The sequence below is a fragment of the Pirellulales bacterium genome, assembly GCA_035939775.1.
Lineage (GTDB): Bacteria > Planctomycetota > Planctomycetia > Pirellulales > DATAWG01 > DASZFO01.
Window position 1 is genome coordinate 1 of sequence record DASZFO010000180.1, and the last position, 15,251, is coordinate 15,251.

General features: G+C 61.4%; 15 protein-coding genes. 10 read left to right on the top strand and 5 right to left on the bottom strand.

The window, feature by feature from the left end; translation table 11 throughout:
- On the top strand, positions 1 to 691 hold a 691-nt coding region (locus VGY55_11685), incomplete at its 5' end, for a TlpA disulfide reductase family protein (GenBank protein HEV2970621.1).
- Between the two features lie 75 nt (positions 692 to 766).
- Here VGY55_11685 and VGY55_11690 read toward each other — a convergent pair.
- The gene (locus tag VGY55_11690) at positions 767 to 1,804 is read right to left on the bottom strand and encodes a methyltransferase (GenBank protein HEV2970622.1); all 1,038 of its coding nucleotides are present in this window, start codon (positions 1,802 to 1,804) and stop codon (positions 767 to 769) included.
- Positions 1,805 to 2,080: 276 nt separating this feature from the next.
- Here VGY55_11690 and VGY55_11695 point away from each other — a divergent pair, with 276 nt between their 5' ends.
- Positions 2,081 to 2,707, top strand: coding sequence for a sigma-70 family RNA polymerase sigma factor (locus tag VGY55_11695; GenBank protein ID HEV2970623.1), 627 nt, complete (start codon positions 2,081 to 2,083; stop codon positions 2,705 to 2,707).
- 230 nt (positions 2,708 to 2,937) lie between these two features.
- Here the strand turns inward: VGY55_11695 and VGY55_11700 are convergent, their stop codons facing one another.
- Positions 2,938 to 3,123, bottom strand: a complete 186-nt coding sequence (locus VGY55_11700; protein ID HEV2970624.1) for a hypothetical protein — start codon at positions 3,121 to 3,123, stop codon at positions 2,938 to 2,940.
- Between the two features lie 505 nt (positions 3,124 to 3,628).
- Entirely contained in the window at positions 3,629 to 4,276 is a 648-nt protein-coding gene (locus tag VGY55_11705) for a DNA starvation/stationary phase protection protein (protein ID HEV2970625.1), read from the bottom strand.
- A gap of 352 nt (positions 4,277 to 4,628) precedes the next feature.
- Here VGY55_11705 and VGY55_11710 point away from each other — a divergent pair, with 352 nt between their 5' ends.
- Positions 4,629 to 4,865: a hypothetical protein gene (locus VGY55_11710; protein ID HEV2970626.1), complete on the top strand. Its 237-nt coding sequence runs from the start codon at positions 4,629 to 4,631 to the stop codon at positions 4,863 to 4,865.
- On the opposite strand, the gene VGY55_11715 is transcribed toward VGY55_11710, so the two are convergent.
- On the bottom strand, positions 4,862 to 5,335 hold the full coding sequence (locus VGY55_11715; protein ID HEV2970627.1) for a hypothetical protein: 474 nt from the start codon (positions 5,333 to 5,335) through the stop codon (positions 4,862 to 4,864). The genes VGY55_11710 and VGY55_11715 overlap by 4 nt on opposite strands.
- Before the next feature lie 466 nt (positions 5,336 to 5,801).
- Between VGY55_11715 and VGY55_11720 the strand changes: the two genes are divergently transcribed.
- From VGY55_11720 to VGY55_11735, 4 genes are all read left to right on the top strand, one after another.
- Positions 5,802 to 8,834 (top strand): DUF87 domain-containing protein, encoded by a 3,033-nt coding sequence (locus tag VGY55_11720; GenBank protein HEV2970628.1) that lies wholly within the window; start codon positions 5,802 to 5,804, stop codon positions 8,832 to 8,834.
- A gap of 206 nt (positions 8,835 to 9,040) precedes the next feature.
- A complete protein-coding gene (locus VGY55_11725) occupies positions 9,041 to 9,565 on the top strand; it encodes a hypothetical protein (protein HEV2970629.1) in 525 nt (174 codons plus the stop codon).
- Between the two features lie 156 nt (positions 9,566 to 9,721).
- Positions 9,722 to 10,885 carry a hypothetical protein gene (locus VGY55_11730; GenBank protein ID HEV2970630.1) on the top strand — a complete coding sequence of 388 codons (1,164 nt, stop codon included), beginning with the start codon at positions 9,722 to 9,724 and terminating at the stop codon, positions 10,883 to 10,885.
- 381 nt (positions 10,886 to 11,266) lie between these two features.
- A complete protein-coding gene (locus tag VGY55_11735) occupies positions 11,267 to 12,142 on the top strand; it encodes a hypothetical protein (protein HEV2970631.1) in 876 nt (291 codons plus the stop codon).
- A gap of 8 nt (positions 12,143 to 12,150) precedes the next feature.
- Here VGY55_11735 and VGY55_11740 read toward each other — a convergent pair whose 3' ends face one another.
- Entirely contained in the window at positions 12,151 to 12,405 is a 255-nt protein-coding gene (locus tag VGY55_11740; protein HEV2970632.1) for a hypothetical protein, read from the bottom strand.
- A 44-nt stretch (positions 12,406 to 12,449) separates the two neighbouring features.
- Here VGY55_11740 and VGY55_11745 point away from each other — a divergent pair, with 44 nt between their 5' ends.
- The 3 genes from VGY55_11745 to VGY55_11755 all read left to right on the top strand — a co-directional run bounded on the left by VGY55_11745 (position 12,450) and on the right by VGY55_11755 (position 15,181).
- Entirely contained in the window at positions 12,450 to 12,728 is a 279-nt protein-coding gene (locus tag VGY55_11745) for a helix-turn-helix domain-containing protein (protein ID HEV2970633.1), read from the top strand.
- Between the two features lie 193 nt (positions 12,729 to 12,921).
- The gene (locus tag VGY55_11750; GenBank protein ID HEV2970634.1) at positions 12,922 to 14,157 is read left to right on the top strand and encodes a hypothetical protein; all 1,236 of its coding nucleotides are present in this window, start codon (positions 12,922 to 12,924) and stop codon (positions 14,155 to 14,157) included.
- A 124-nt stretch (positions 14,158 to 14,281) separates the two neighbouring features.
- Positions 14,282 to 15,181 carry a S49 family peptidase gene (locus tag VGY55_11755; GenBank protein ID HEV2970635.1) on the top strand — a complete coding sequence of 300 codons (900 nt, stop codon included), beginning with the start codon at positions 14,282 to 14,284 and terminating at the stop codon, positions 15,179 to 15,181.
- Positions 15,182 to 15,251 lie beyond the last annotated feature (70 nt).

Genomic DNA, 15,251 nt, shown 5'->3' on the forward strand with positions numbered 1-15,251 from the left:
CGTGCTGGCCGCCGACGATTTGGACCCGGCGAAATTGCCGGCGCTCTTGGACGAAGTGCGGCAGGCCCTGAAGGATGAAGATCTCGACGCCCGACACGTGCGGATCGCTTCGGCCACGGTGCGGATGATCAACCGCGTGCCCGACGACGATCTGGCCGCGAAGAGCTACAAGGAATTCGGCGAAATGTGGTCGAAAAGTGACGATCAAGAGTTGTCCGCATACGGCCGGCGGATCGCCAAGGGGACTCGTCCGCCGAGCCTCGTTGGCAAGCCGCTCGAGATCGCCGGCACGACGCTCGACGGTGCGAAATTCGATCTCGCCGAATACAAAGGAAAAGTCGTGGTCGTCGATTTCTGGGCCACCTGGTGCGGGCCATGCCGCGCCGCGCTGCCGGGGCTGATGAAAACCTACGAACGATTTCACAGCCAGGGCTTTGAGGTCGTCGGTGTCAGTCTCGATTCCGATCTCGACGCCTTGGGCAAATTCCTCGACGAGAACAAGCTCCCCTGGATCAACCTCATGGGAGAAAAAGACGGCGACGACCTGAAATTCCCGCTCGCCGAGAAATACGAAATCCAAGCCATCCCGAGCATGTTTCTCGTCGGCAAAGACGGCAAAGTGATTGGCCGAGATTTGTCGGAGAAGGAACTTGAGAAGAAACTTGAAGAGCTGGTCGGCGGCAATAAATGACGAATGATCGGGTCTTGAAATTGGAGCGAACCGCGAGATCGGAAATCAAACTCTTCGGTTCCTGTTGCCAACCGCTCAAGTCGACGCCGATGTTTTCACGGCCAGCACGCCGTCGAGCGGTGAGGGCGTGCGGCAGCCGGTAACCGTCGCGAAGCCGACGCGGAGGAGCAGCAACTCGTATTCACCGAGCGTGCGCTCGCGGCCTTCGGTGCAAACCAGCATGTTGATATCTTGCAGCCGCGCCCAGCTTGGGCCGGCCTTGTTGTCGTCGAGCAGTTTTTCGGCGATCAAGAGTGCGCCGCCGGTGGGAAGCCGATCGTGGATTTTGACGAGCAGTTTGAGGATTTTCTCTTCCGTCCAGTCGTGAAGAATTCGGCCCAGCGCGAAGAGATCGCCCTCGGGAAGCGGATCGGCAAAGAAATCGCCCGCCTCGATCGTGATGCGACCGGCAACGGCAGACGCTCCGACGACCTCGCGCGCGAGCGGCACGGCTTCGGGCAGATCAAAAACGACGGCTTCGAGCTGGGGCCAGCGCTCGCAGGCGGCGATCGCCAAGTGCCCCGTCGCGCCGCCCAAATCAACCAGCTTGCGGAAGTGGCCGAGATCGAAGGCCGAGACGACTTGCGGGGAACTGATCCGTCCGAAGCCGTGCATCCCCATCAGAAACTCGCGCTTGGCCGATTCATCGCGGAAGAAGTGCGAGAAGATCGGGCCGTCCCAGCCGAAGGTTTGCGTCCAGCGTGGAGTGCCCTCGCGAATTGCATCCTCAAGATGCGACCAAAGCTGCCACATCACCTCGTTCGAACGGTTGATATACCCGGTCAACCGGCGCGGGCTGGTTTTGGTGAGGTAAGCGGTGGCGACCGGCTCGTTTTCGTATCGGTCGTCAGCGCGATGCACAAGCTTGAGGCCGATGCAAGCGTCGAGCAGGCGCTCCAGCGAGTCCTGGTTTGCATCGAGCGCTTTCGCAAGCGCGGCGGCAGACTTCGGCCCGGCAGCCAACTCGTCAAACACGCCGAGCGAAACGGCCGCGAACATCACCTTCGAGCGGCGAAAAGCCGTCAGAAGTTCAAGCACGACAGATGGATCGGCAACGGAAATGTCTTCGGCCATGCCGCCATCGTAACGCCAAGTGGCCAACACTGCCAGCGTCGCAGTGCTGGCAGCGCTGCCGATCAGCGGCGGGGTTGCTGGGTGGAAGTTGTCGGAAATAATGTGTTCTCAGGCGCGCGGCGGTTTTCGCCTCGAAACGTTACTATAAGGACAGTCGGAGCGAGGGCTCCCAACTGCCAGTGCCCGGAACCGCAGGCGAAAAGGTAGAAAGACTCGCCGGACGACTGCAATCAGAACGCCAGTCGTCCGTTGAGATTAGGCGGGGGGGAGAAGAGGATGTCGGTCAGGATGTTGAACGATCAGACGGATGCCGATCCAGCCGAACTGTTAGCGCTGGCGCGGCGCGGAGACGACGCGGCGCTGGGAAGCCTGCTGGCCGTTTATCGGCATTACTTGGCGGTGTTGGCAAGCACGCAAATCGGCCGGCGGCTCCAGGGTAAAGCCGACGCCTCCGATCTGGTCCAAGAAACCTTCCTGGAAGCCCATCGGCATTTTGCCAACTTTCGTGGTGCGACCGAGTTTGAATTCTCCGGCTGGCTTCGCAGCATCCTCGCCGGTCTCATCGCAAACCACGTCCGCCATTATTTGGGAACGAAACGGCGCGATGCCCGCCTCGAGCGCGCCTTGGCAGTGCAGCTCGACGACATGTCCGATACGCTCGATCGCGGACTTGCCGCCGACATCAAGACGCCGAGTCAGGAAGCCGTCAACCGTGAGGCCACCATGCGGCTTTCCAAGGCGCTCGATCTGCTCCCGCCACATTATCGCCGAGTGATTCTGCTGCGGCAGCTCGAAGGTCTGCCGTTCGCGCAGGTCGCCGAGCAAATGGGAAGGTCGGTGGAAAGCGTCGAGAAACTTTGGGTTCGCGCACTGGCGCAACTTCGAGAGTCGTTGGGAGAATAAGGAGAGCCATTAGGCGTAGTTCGACAGGGGCAATTGCCGTCCGCATTGCGGGAGGAGCCTGGTATGAAGCGACTGATACTACTCGCGTCGTTGCTATTTTCGGTAAACTCGGTCATCGCGGCCCCGCCGCGATCAGCCGGATTTTCCGGCGGCGGGCGCGGCGGCGGCAGCATCGCAATCGCTCGCGGAGCAGCTCCGCAATTTGGCGGAGGGAGCGCCGGCGGCCGCTTTCAGAATTCGATCGCGCGCTCATCCGCGACCGGCAACTCGTCAGTTGGATCGACGACTTCCGGAACGACAAGTTCGGGAACCACCACATCGGGCACGTCGACTTCGTCGGGCGGATGCATGAACGGCGGTTCGTCGCCGACAACAACCAATTCGACCACGGCGGCGAATGCGATAACCAGTGGCACGACGACAACCGGGGCGGTCACTGCGGCCAGACTGTTGGCGAGCGGTCTGTTCCGGTTTGGCGGAACTCTATCGAGCGGTTCCTCTGGCAGCGGCGCTATCGCGTCGAGCCGCTACGGGAGTAGCAACGGCAGCGATCCGACCGCCGCGCAGACGGATTCAACGTCGGCCGGGGCGTTCGGATTCGCTGCATCGCCCACGCGAGCTGCTAACGCGCGGTCTACGACCACTTCGACGCCCGTCCCCCAGCTCGCGGCGTCGCCGGCGTTGGATTTGCCATCTCGAACTTGGACCGCCTTAGGCGACAGCGGCGATACTCTCATCGAAGCTCAATTCGTCGGCCGTCTCGACGGCAACGCGGTTCTCAAAACGAGCGACGGCCACGTGAGGCTCGTCGCACTCGACCAATTGAGCCCGCCTGATCAAAGTTATGTAGCGAAACAAACGGATTACAAGCCCCGTCGCGTCCTGACAGCGGTCGCTCAGAATTGATTCGGCCTTTGGGCATCAGATTTCGCGCACGGTCTCTGATAAGAACCAGGTCCGGCGCTCTGTCTGGTCAATCCAGACTTCAATCATGCTGGTCGTTGCGACATCGTTGTGCCGCTCGCAGACCTCATGGGCCGAGCGCAAGGATCGTGTCAGCTCTTGGTTGTCGCCGGAAAGCTCCGTTAGCATTTCGCTCGGAGCCACGAAGTCCTCGTTGTTGTCTTTCAAACGTTGGTGCTCGGAGATATCGCTAATGGAGTGGAGCGTCGTTCCTCCGATCTTGCGTGCTCGCTCCGCCAGGTCATCGGTCATGGCGAAGATTTGTGTCGCGTGCTCGTCGAGGAGGAGGTGGTAGTCGCGAAAATGCCGCCCACTCATGTGCCAGTGGAAATTCTTTGTCTTCATGTAAAGCGCAAATACATCGGCCAGCAATTGCCGCAGCTCGTTCGAGATCTCCTCGACTGCATCGTGGCTGAGATCGGTTGGAGTTGCTAAGGCACTTCTTCCCTTCGCTCGATTCAATTCACGCGTTGCCATGGCTTTGTTCTCCTTGAAAATGTGCGCCCGGCGATCCGTATCCTCAAAAACGACGTCAGCACCCGGATGCGAGAGCCGGGATTTGAACCCGGACGGGTTGCCCCACTGGATCCTAAGTCCTTCACGCATCGTTAGGCTAGCCCCTTGGAGTTTATTCTAGCCGAGAAAACAGCGATCAACAGCCCTGTGCTGGTTCAGCAGATTCCGCCAACTTCGGCAAGTCGTGGAGTTTTTTTGGAGTTTCGGACACTCCGGGGGTCGGCACCGCCGCTCCGAACGATCGCCCGGCGTGAAGGCGCCAGTGAAGCGTTGGACGCGGACACAATCGGGACGACCCAAACATCGACCCGAGCTGTCGGCGCTCGCTGCGGCACAAACTGAGCTATCGTTTTTTGACCGATTCGACGCCGGAGCGGCTGAACCGGTGACGTTGCCGCCAATTCGCCGCTTTTGCTATGCTTGGCCGCAGGAGGGCAAACCAATGGCCAAAAGTCAAAAGTCGATCCGGATGAAAGCAGCGGCAGCGCCAAAGCCGATGCGCCTCAGCACTCGCGAGAGCCTGGCGGACCGCAAGGAAGCCGCGCAGATCGAGCTGATCGAAGCACAGGTGAAAGAAACTCTCGCCCATGCAGAGGAGCGGATCGCATACGCGGAAATGAACCGCGCTCAAGCCGAAAAAGATCGGGAAGAAACGAAGCAGCTCCGCCGCCAGCGCTAGCCTTCACCGCGCTCGATCTTGGCTCGCTTGATTTCCTCGAGCCGCGCGACTTCATCGGGAAGAAGTTCTAGCTTGAGCGGATCCACCTTTGCGATCGCCTGGACGGCATGATGCTTTCGGTCGGCCCGCGGCAGGCGCTGGGCGCCGATGCGAAGTTGTTTTGCCTTGTCGATCATGGCGCGGTTTGCGTCGAGTGTGCGATGAGCCGCGGCCAGTCGGCACGTACGGCAGGGTGTGATCACGATCCGGCGGCCGCAGGAGCAGCGTATCGGCCGGCGGAGCCGCTTCTCGCCTGGCCCCAGCTCGAGGTCTTGCTCACATACGATCTGCCAAGCTGTCTGCCGGCTGATCGTGATCGACCAGCCGTCGAGGAACGCGGCAATCTGGCGTGAACTGGCGCCAGCAGCGGCGAGCCGGCGGACCACTTCGCGGACCGGTTTGGCAGTCGCAGGTCGGCCGACTCGGGCCATCTATCGCCTCGTCGCGGGGCGGTAATTCCGAACTCGACCCCGTCGCGAGGCCGCTTCCAGCATTCACGCAGTCATTCAGCATATCCGGGAATCCGTCCCTGTTTCGCCACCAAATGCTCGGTAAATTACCACCGACGCCAGCGAAACCGCCGTGCGACTTCCTCTCAAAATGCGGCAAGGGCATAGCTCCGGGCGGGAAAAAAACGCATCGTCTCGGCGTCGCCATGAGGCGCTCTTGCGAAGTTGTTGACGGTCGCCGCGTCGTTATGGCAGAATGCCGGCACTTAAACCGAGGCCGAAAGGCTTCAGATTCGGAAGACGACGATGATTCAAAGGGCCGCAACCCTCGTGAACCGTGCGCTTGCCGTGAGGCGGCGCGGGTGCTTTCCGAAGCGCCTAAGTAGCGATTCACGAGGGCTGCGGCTTTTTGCTGCGCTGTTGTTAGCGCGACGGAAAGGGCGCCACGATGATCGCCCTCAACTCTGCCGCATTCTCCGCGGCCGAACCTTGCGACCGGCAACCGCCGGCCGAAGAATCCGCGCCATGCTCGCCCATCGCGCCCGCCCGCGATGCCCGCGGCCTGTCCCCTTCCATGCCGTTGTCGGAGTTTTTCGACGTCTACTTCACGCCCGTCTTCCTCGCCGGCGGCCGCAAGGCGGATGGCACGATTCGCGAATACGAGCAAACGCTGAAATTCTGGCGACTCCTCACGGATGATCCGCCGCTCAATGAGATCGACACGCTCGTGTTGACCAAGTTTTTCGACAGCTTCCGCCAACGGACTGGAAAAAGCGGTCGCGGGAAACTCGCCAGCAACACGGTCCGCAAGCACGCTATTGCCCTTCAGGCAGTGCTCGACAGAGCCGGGCCGTTTAGACGCGACAGTAGAAACAGCCGCAACGCGGAGCTGCTCGAGCGCGTCCCTCTCGTCGAAAAGCCTGGCATCCAGATCAAGGAAATCAACGATTGCATGACGCTTGCGGAGATCGGCCAGTTTCTGGACGGCTGCGATCTAGCCAAGTCGCCGCGCGGCCTGAATATCTCGCCCTGCGATTTTTGGCGGGCGATGGTGACTGTGATCTACAACTGCGGCCCGCGAATTGGCACCTGTATGGGGCTTCGCTGGTCGTGGCTCGAAAAGGACGAGCACGCGCAATGGTTCGCAATTCCGTCCATCGCGGATAGCTGCATCGGAACCAGCGCAAACAAGTCGAAGCGTCACTTCAAGATGTACGTTAACAGGCACGCCTCGGCGGCGCTGCAGATCGTGCGCGGCTGCTGGGAAGGCCGATCGCCGCGCATCGACCCCGACTTCGTATTTCCGTGGCTCGGCACACCGAAGGCCCTTCAAGTCATGCGGAGGCGGATCCTTGCGGGGCTGGACATTGTGCCCGCGCGGCAAGAGATTCTTGGCTTCCATTCCGTGCGGAAGGCGGCCGCGACGGCCATTTCGCAGATCAATCCCGCCGCGACTGCCGCCTTTTTGGGGCATCGGACTCGCGACATTGCACTTAACCATTACGTCGATAAGAGCGTGCTGCTCGATGCGATCGAGAAGCTGCCGCAGCCGGCGAGCGCGTTCGATCGTCATCCGCAGCGGCTATTGCTGAGCGAGCGCGGGACCGCCGTGCTATGGAAATGGGAGCGACTGATCGACACGAACGACCGACGGCGCGCCGAGAATCCGGCAGTTAGTGACCAGGAGATTCTGGACGCCTACCATTGGCGCTATCCCCACCTGCCGACGGCCACGCTTGAGCAGCTCAGAAATGCGCGCCGACCGTCGGCCAGGCTAAGGAGCGGGATGCCAGCAGCTTCGCAATGTGACGGGCTGACAGGCGGTAGCGAGCCGACGGTTCCCGAGACGCCGGCGACCGTGGAAGCATCGCCGCCGCGGCCATCGTCGGAACCGACGACGAGTACCGCATCGCCAACCACGGTGCTGCTCGATCGGCACTGGCCACAGTCGCCGATCGAGATCATCGGCCCGCAGCTCCGGATCGCCGACGGCTTGTCGTTGCCGCCCGAAGCCGTCACGCAGACCTTTGCCATCTTGGCAAAGCGCGGAGTCGGCAAAACCCACACGGCAACAGTGCTCGCCGAGGAAATGCTCAAGCTCGGGCAGCAGATCATCGTCTACGATCCGACCGGGGCTTGGCACGGGCTCAAGAAATCGGCCGACGGAAAGGGACCAGGCCTGCCCGCGGTAGTGTTCGGGGGCGAACACGCCGACGTGGAGATCCACGATCCGGACTATTCGGGCGCCCTTATTGCGAGCACGATCATCGACCAGCGAATCTCCGCGGTGCTTGATTGCAGTCTGCTCCGCGGAAATGACCGAAGCACGTTCCTGGCCGATTTCTTCGAGACGGTCTACCACGGGAACCGATCGCCGCTGCATCTTTTCTTGGATGAGGCGCAAACGATCGTGCCGCAGCGGCCAAAGGGAGGAGCTGAAGGGACGCGACTTTCCGTCGCCGTGGAAGACTGTTTCTTGCAAGGCCGCCGCCGCGGAATTGGCGCCACGATCATCAGCCAGCGGCCGGCACTCGTCAGCAAGGCCGTTACCACACAATGCGAGGTACTCATAGCAATGCGAATGGTCGGCGCCCTGGACCGGCGGGCGATTCAGGAATGGATCGCCGTTCACGCTGAAGATTCTCAGCGGGCCCGCGCCATGATCGCCAGCCTACCGTCGCTCGGCATTGGTGAGGGCTGGGTTTGGTCCCCCGGCTGGCAAGACCTATTCCATCGGGTAAAGTTCCGCCTGAGGGAAACGCTGGATACATCCGCCACGCCGACGCCGGAAATGACGATGCTCGAGCGGAAGCCATCAGCGCCGGCGGACCTGGCCGCGATCGCCGAGCAGCTCCGCCAGGCGGCAACACAGAAAGCCGCCGGCCGCGAGCATTCCGCGCCAAATACTCGAAAGACGCCGCCCGCACCTGTAGGGAACGGCCTCCATGCCGTTCCGGGAACTGCTCGCCATCACCGGCGAGGGCGGCCGACATCGCCGCGGCCAGCGATAGGCGATCGACTGCCGGCCGCGCCGCAATTGGATCCACCCTCGTCGCCCCCGGCGAGCCTGCAGGCGCGATCGATCTTTTCGCGGATTGCATCCGCAGCCCGTAGCGCGATGGCCAGCATCGTCGGCCGCGGCGATGCATCCAGGAAGCCGGCAGAAGGAGGCGAACGGAGGTGGCGCGATTGTCGTATTACCGAATTGTTTGAAGCCTGGTTCCGCCCGTTGCTGTTGCGGGGAAGGACGCACGCCAGCGAGATTGAATCGTTTGCCGAAGCTGTCGCGCTTTGGACAGAGCTGGGCGACGATCTTCCAATCCGGAAAATCGACGAACGATCAATCGAGAAATATCGGCGTGGGCTCCTCACTGCGACGCACCGCATAGGGCTATTCGCCGGGGAGGGCCTGCCCGCCGAAGCTCGGTCGCATCATCTGCTTTGCATTAGAACCCTGCTCAATTCCTGTCCGCGGGATTAATATGGACACGTGAACACTATGAATCACAACGCGACTTTTCATCCAGAAATCCGACCGCGACCCTCCGGCCGCCGGGCATGTCGCGGGTCCTTTCCGGGGCCCCCCCGTCCGCGCGCGGCTGGAAAGCTGCGTTTTTTTTGCGCGAAACACTGAGAAAATTAGTTTCTTCTTCTTCTCCCCAGCTCCTTTTTCTTCCGAGGTGACCAATGCCGAAGCGCAGTTCGAAACCCCAGAGCGCGCCGACCAGGCCACGGCCGACTAAAGCCGAATTCGCAAGCGCGCTCGGGATTTCACCGCGTCAGGTTCAGAACCATTTCGCCGCGGGCTGCCCGAGGACTTCGATCGCCGCGGCCAGGCGCTGGCGGGCGGAGAATATCCGACTTGGCGAAAAGCGTTCAGGATCCAAGAGGGGCCGCGCCGAGATCATCGCGCTTGGAATCGCGAAGCTATTTGAGGAAGTCCGCGGCAGCAAACTCGCTAATCAGATTGCGGAAGGCAATACGATCCCGCTCGCCGAGGCTGAACGGTTCTTGTCCGAAATGAATCTGCGAATCAAGTCGCGGTTGGAAGCCATCCCCGATGAACTCGAGATGGGGTTCCCTCCAGACCAGCGGATTGAGGCAAAACGCAAATTGCAGGACGCTATCCGAGCGTTGCTGCACGAAATGGCCGACCCAAACTTCTTGAGGAAGCCGCTCCCGAAGGTCCGCAAGTCGCGTAAGAAGAAGTGATTTTTTCGAGGATTTCAGGGCTTTTCCGAGTGAATAGCAGTTTGTAATTTGATTGCATCGGGTCGCCGCTAGCTACGGCTCAGGTCCGTCGCGTCCGCGTGGAGCATTCCCCACGTGGCGCGTCGGCCGCCCGTCGAAGACTAAGGAATGCCTCTTATGCCGGGCGACGGCGAAAACGATCAATTCCTCGAGGGGCGGAAGCTAGATTCCGCGCGCACAACCGGTTTTCAGGTACCGGCGACGGAGCCGCAAGAAGCGCGCGCGCATGGCTCCGACCCGAACGATCTCGATCAACCCGCGCCAATCATCTCCTTTCCGTCGCCGGCCACAAGGTACATCGATGCCTTGCCCGCGAGAGGTTACCGCAACGCCTTGTCCATCTTCTATGGGGCGTTCTTCAGGCCGTGGGTTCTGATCGACCGCGGAGTACCTGAATCAGAGATCGAAGAATATGGCGAATCGGTTCGGCTTTGGGAGCGGCTCAGGTGCGAGCAGGATCTCGATCGGATCGATCGCCGCGCTATGTCGCTCTTCCGCGACCGCCTCGGACCAGAGCTCGAGCGGTGCGAGGGCGAACCGCCGGATCCCTCGCTAATCGAGAAGCACATTGACAAGATCGCGACGATCCTCGACGTGGCCGGCTACGCCGACGGACGCAAAGGTGAACGGACCGAATGGGCCAGAAAGCTCCTCAACGAAATCACGATGGTCCCGCGTCCGCCGACGGTGCCCGAATCGGTCGTTGTCGCCCATCGCGAACACGTCCTGCTTTTTGCCGAGGCCGCGGCGACCGCCCGCGAGCCGACGGCAATCGGAATTGAGCCGGCCGCATTCTGGCGGGCACTCATTGCGGTCCTCTACAACACGGGCATTCGGATTGGCGCGGCGCTTCGCCTTGAAAAAAGTTGGATCGCCGAAGACGAGTCGGGCAAAACGTGGATCCGAGTTCACCTCGGCCGTTGGGATGACGATCGCCGGCTTGGCGCCTTGAACCCTCCGCTCATCTATCTGAATTGTGAAGCGTGCAAAGCCACGAAAGCGCTCGACGTCGCCGTTGCCCCAGACATGGACGCGGATCTGCTCGTTCCCTGGCGGCACAGCCCATCGTTTCTGACGACGATCAGAGCGGAGATTCTCGCGCGATCGAGGATCCCCGCCGAGGCGCGTCTCGTTGGATTTAACGGTTTTCGCGCCCCGATCTTCGAGCTAATGCGGCGCGATTGTTGGATCGATCATTATCCGATCCACGGGCAGGAGCGGCTTCGAGCCTGGACGGCCATGTGCGATGCCATTCCGCCGCTGGGCTTTGAATTCAAATAGCGGAGCTACGAGCACTTTGAAAGGAAGCGAAGCCATGCCGCAGAAAAAGCATTGTTGCCGTCCTCCCGTTCCCCGTGCCATCGCCGCGATTGCCCGCGAACTGGCAATTTCCGGCGGCTTGTCACAACGCCAGATCGTCATGCAGCTCAAGAAGCGATCCATATCGATCTCGCTCGCGACAATTCAACGGATTCTCGCCGGCACGCGTCTATGCGACAGCCTGCCAGAGGACGCAGAATTGCCGCTCCCGCGCCCAGACGAACTGAGGGCCGGTGAAAGCTGGTGCGCTCCGCCGCAGCGCTGCCCGGATTGTGGTGCCCTGATCTTGATAGAGCCGTGCCGCACATGCCGAGTGCGACGGCTGGCGATGAGGGGGATCTGATGGCGTTGCCCCGTCGCAAATCCGCTACGGCAAAGACGCACAAGGCGCCGCAACCCGCGCCGCCCGCTTTCGAACTATCAGCGGCGTCCGAAATGCTCGAGCAATTGACGGAGACGTTTCGCGATCTGCGCCTCTGGGCGCGCGAGACGATCAAGCCCAAGGATCCCGAATTCCCTTTGGACGATCGACCGGAGCCGATCATCTGGCCCGACGGGCATTCTCCGCTTGGTATGCCGCTTTCCGCCCTCACTTTGACTGAACAAGGCCAGACCTTCTATGGCCTGTTCTTTTCCTCCTTCGAAGATTGGGATTCGATCCAGGCCGCGATCGAGAGCAACGCCAAAATGATTCGCCGTGCGGCCCTGGCCGGCAGCGGGCCGATGCGCATCGGTGCAATCTCCGAGCGATCGGCGCACGAGGTGGCGTTGCGATTGCTTGATCCCTTCGACCGTTTGCGCAGCGCACAGAATCATCCGAATGCCCGCAAGATCGCGTGTGCCGAAACGCTGAAGCCTGGCATGTTGCCGGATGCGCTGATCGGCCTGGTTCACAAGAACATTTGGCCGGAGGCATACGCCCTTCCCGAACGAATTGCAGAGGAGCGCGAGCGATGGCTCGATCAGGATCCCGGGGCCCACCCGAAAGCAAAAAGACGTGGTGGGCGGAAAACTGACGCGCTTATGCTCACGTTGATCGAGGAAAATCCGGACGCGGCGGGCTGGTCGCAGCGCGACTGGAGGAAGGGGATTTGGGATAGATTTCAGGTTTCCCGTGCATTGTCGACCATTGGCGATACAAAGGTTTGGAAAGAGCAGGAGCTGCTCAGATTCGATTTGCAGGCCCAACGGGCTCAGGACCGCCGACGTCGCTCATAGTTTGATCTTCAAATAAGCGGCGATTTTCGTCGAGAATCGCCGCTTTTTTTGCGCGCCCGGTCGCGCGCCCGGTTGTGTCTACCGGTCGGGCGCGCGGCTTTATAGAGGATGAATTTGTGGCAAACCCGAAAGATGATGAGCAGCTCGACCAAAGCCCGGCCACGCTGGTCGCGATCGCCCGCGCCGCCCATATCGCCGGCGACCAGGACCTCGAGCGCGCCGCAAGAAGGCAGCTCGATCAGCGGTTCGCGATCAAAATCCAATTCGGCATATCGCTCGATCGGTCGCGATTAAGGGGGCCTTTGGCGTGAAGCTCGACGCCAGCGATATTACCGACTTGAAACCGCTAATCGAGACGGTCGCCCGAGCGGCGGTTGACGAGATTCGCCGCGATGAGGCTGCGCTCGATTCGCGACGCCTGGCCTACCCGGAGGCCGAGGCCGCGGCGATCCTGGGCGTGCGGAAGCACGTGCTGGGGGCGGCCAGGCGAGCTGGACTGCTCCAGGCTTCCCGGCTGGGAAAGCAGACGCTTTACTCGCGCGACGAGCTGCTCCGATTCCTCCGCGATGGAGGCGTCGACCGGTGATGCTCGATCATTGCCAACGACTACTTAGGCGAGAGGATCCACCCGCGCCGCTATAGGGCAAGCGCGCGTTTCACAAAGGAGATGGACCGCCGCGGCGTGGAGGCAACCTCGCGGCCAAACAACAGAGAGGAGGAATTGAAATCGCCGAGGGGCCGGGATTTGCCCCTTTGCCCCTTTGCCCCTTTGCCCCTTTATGGCCGCCAAATCATCCACGCAGGAGCAAATTGCCGTTCGCCGTGTCTTGCGGCCCGGCGCGCTCGAGGTGCCACGCGGCATTTTCGTCAGCGAGAGCATAACCTGGCAGCCGCGGTGGCTGTGGATCGCGCTTTGGAATCTCGCCGGACGTCGAGCGGGGACTGTCACGACCAGCAAGATCGAACTGGCCGGCTTGCTCAAACGCAACGAGTTGCGATCGATCGACCATTACATCGAACACTTGGAAGCCGCCGGGGTGATCGAATCCCGCAACGAACCGCACGGGCTACTTTGCCTGTACGTGCATGACCCCGACCTTGCCGACCCTTTGTATGCGAGCCGTGGCCGTTCAAGTGGCCGGTTGCTGTTCGACAAATTCTTCTCACCGGACGACGCGCCCATGCTGGTAGAACTCCCCGCGCCGATTCTCGCGGCCAGCACAACTCGCATCGAAGATGGCGCGGCGTTTTCACCGGGAAAAACGCCGCGGGTGGCAACAACCATTACCGGGGAAAACGCCGTGCCATTGACTCCGCCACCAGCGCTAGAATCGACGGTCGACGAAACTCCCAAACGGGTTGCGCCAAAATATGGCCATCCGGCCACGGCGAATCTCCCGGTAAAAACGCCGGCACGGAATTCGCTTTTTGGAGGAGGAGGAGGTTTGAAATTCAAGATACCTCCTCCTCCGTCACCGAGCGGGCTGACGCCGAAATTGCTGGAAGCGAAGCTCCAATCGATCGGACTGGCGCTAGCAAAAATGGCCGTTAGTTCGGCGATCGACGCGGGGTTGAGCCTGTCGGAAATCGCGTGGGCCATCGCCTTTTGGGACGCCAACAGGCCGGCATGGGAAGTGGGCGTCCTGTATCATCGCTTCGTCGAGGTCAGAAACCCACGACTCCGAGTCGATGAGGGCTGGCCAAGGCCCTCGACCGCATGGACGAAGGCACACACCCGCCAGACCGACGCCACAATTGGCCGCCGCGCGGAGCATGAGCGCGATCGGAAGCGCGCCGAATCGGAGCGCGAGATCGCGGCGGACCTTGAGCGCCGGCTCGGTCCGATGCTTGACGGGCTCAGTCCGGACCGGCTCAACGAGCTGGCAGCCGAGCGGCTCGCCGGCCAACCGATTCTCGAGAGACAATTTCGGCGCCACGGCGTGCGATCCGCACTTGTTCGTGAGCGACTTCTCGCCGCACTCGCCGATCGGGAGGTGACCGCCGATGCGACGTAGCTGCAATGATCTTGACTCCGCGACCGGCCTTCGTAGCAATGTCCGACGTGGAAGACAATCTCGAGGACGATGAGGAAGACGATCTCGACGGCTTCCTTGTCTGAAAGGTGAGCGCATGATCGCAATGAGCAACGACGTTGAACTGCCGGCGGCTTTGTTGGCCGCGGCGGAAGCCTTTTCGTTCAGCGAGGCAAACCTGATCGCGGCGCCGCGGATCGAGCAGTACTTCGGCCCGTGGGCCGTCGAAGAAATCCAGTTTCAGGCGGCCGTCAACGTGCTCAAGCGGATCGATATTCGCGCCCACGTCGCAGATTCGCTGGCCTCGAGCACGAACCGACAACCGCCCCGCGCCGCTCGCCGAACCTACAGCATGGCCGGATCGACCGCAATCGTCCCACTCAGCGGCGCGCTGATGAAGGCCGAGTCGAGCTTGAACCTTTCGACGTCGACCGTGTTCGCCCGCCGGCAGGTCCGCCAGGCGGCCGCGGACGAAGGCGTAGCGGGGATTCTGCTCGTGATCGATTCGGCCGGCGGTACCACCGCCGGCACAAGCGACCTGGCTGCCGATGTAGCGCGGGCCGCCAAGAGCAAACCGGTTTTGGCCTACTGCGAAGATCTATGTGCAGCGGCCGCGTATTGGATCGCCAGCCAGGCCACGAAGGTTTTCGCCAACGCGACTGCGATCGTGGGCAGCATCGGGAGCTTCATGGTGATCGAAGATTCGAGCCAACGCGCTGAGAATGAAGGCGTGAAGGTCCACGTCATCCGGGCCGGAAAGTTCAAAGGGGCCGGCTGTCCGGGGACTCCGATCGATGAGGAGTTTCTAGAAAACTGGCAGTCGATCATCGACAACCTCAACGAGCATTTCCTGCGTGCCGTGGCCGCGGGCCGTGGGCTGTCGCCCGAGGCGGTCCGCGAGCTGGCCGACGGCCGCGCCCATCTCGCGGCGACCGCTCAAGCGAAGCGGCTGATCGACGGCGTGAAAACGATCGATGAAGTGCTGGCCATGTTCCCCAAAAAATAGGCCACCGAATGGCGGCAAACACCAAATCACAGTTTCCAGTTTTCCACCCAAAGCCAGAGGAGAGAGTGAT

Coding starts and splice junctions, on each gene's coding strand:
- VGY55_11690 (HEV2970622.1), bottom strand. CDS start 1,804: ATGGCCGAAGACATTTCCGTTGCCGATCCATCTGTCGTGCTTGAACTT.
- VGY55_11695 (HEV2970623.1), top strand. CDS start 2,081: ATGTCGGTCAGGATGTTGAACGATCAGACGGATGCCGATCCAGCCGAA.
- VGY55_11705 (HEV2970625.1), bottom strand. CDS start 4,276: ATGCGTGAAGGACTTAGGATCCAGTGGGGCAACCCGTCCGGGTTCAAA.
- VGY55_11710 (HEV2970626.1), top strand. CDS start 4,629: ATGGCCAAAAGTCAAAAGTCGATCCGGATGAAAGCAGCGGCAGCGCCA.
- VGY55_11715 (HEV2970627.1), bottom strand. CDS start 5,335: ATGGCCCGAGTCGGCCGACCTGCGACTGCCAAACCGGTCCGCGAAGTG.
- VGY55_11720 (HEV2970628.1), top strand. CDS start 5,802: ATGATCGCCCTCAACTCTGCCGCATTCTCCGCGGCCGAACCTTGCGAC.
- VGY55_11725 (HEV2970629.1), top strand. CDS start 9,041: ATGCCGAAGCGCAGTTCGAAACCCCAGAGCGCGCCGACCAGGCCACGG.
- VGY55_11730 (HEV2970630.1), top strand. CDS start 9,722: ATGCCGGGCGACGGCGAAAACGATCAATTCCTCGAGGGGCGGAAGCTA.
- VGY55_11735 (HEV2970631.1), top strand. CDS start 11,267: ATGGCGTTGCCCCGTCGCAAATCCGCTACGGCAAAGACGCACAAGGCG.
- VGY55_11750 (HEV2970634.1), top strand. CDS start 12,922: ATGGCCGCCAAATCATCCACGCAGGAGCAAATTGCCGTTCGCCGTGTC.
- VGY55_11755 (HEV2970635.1), top strand. CDS start 14,282: ATGAGCAACGACGTTGAACTGCCGGCGGCTTTGTTGGCCGCGGCGGAA.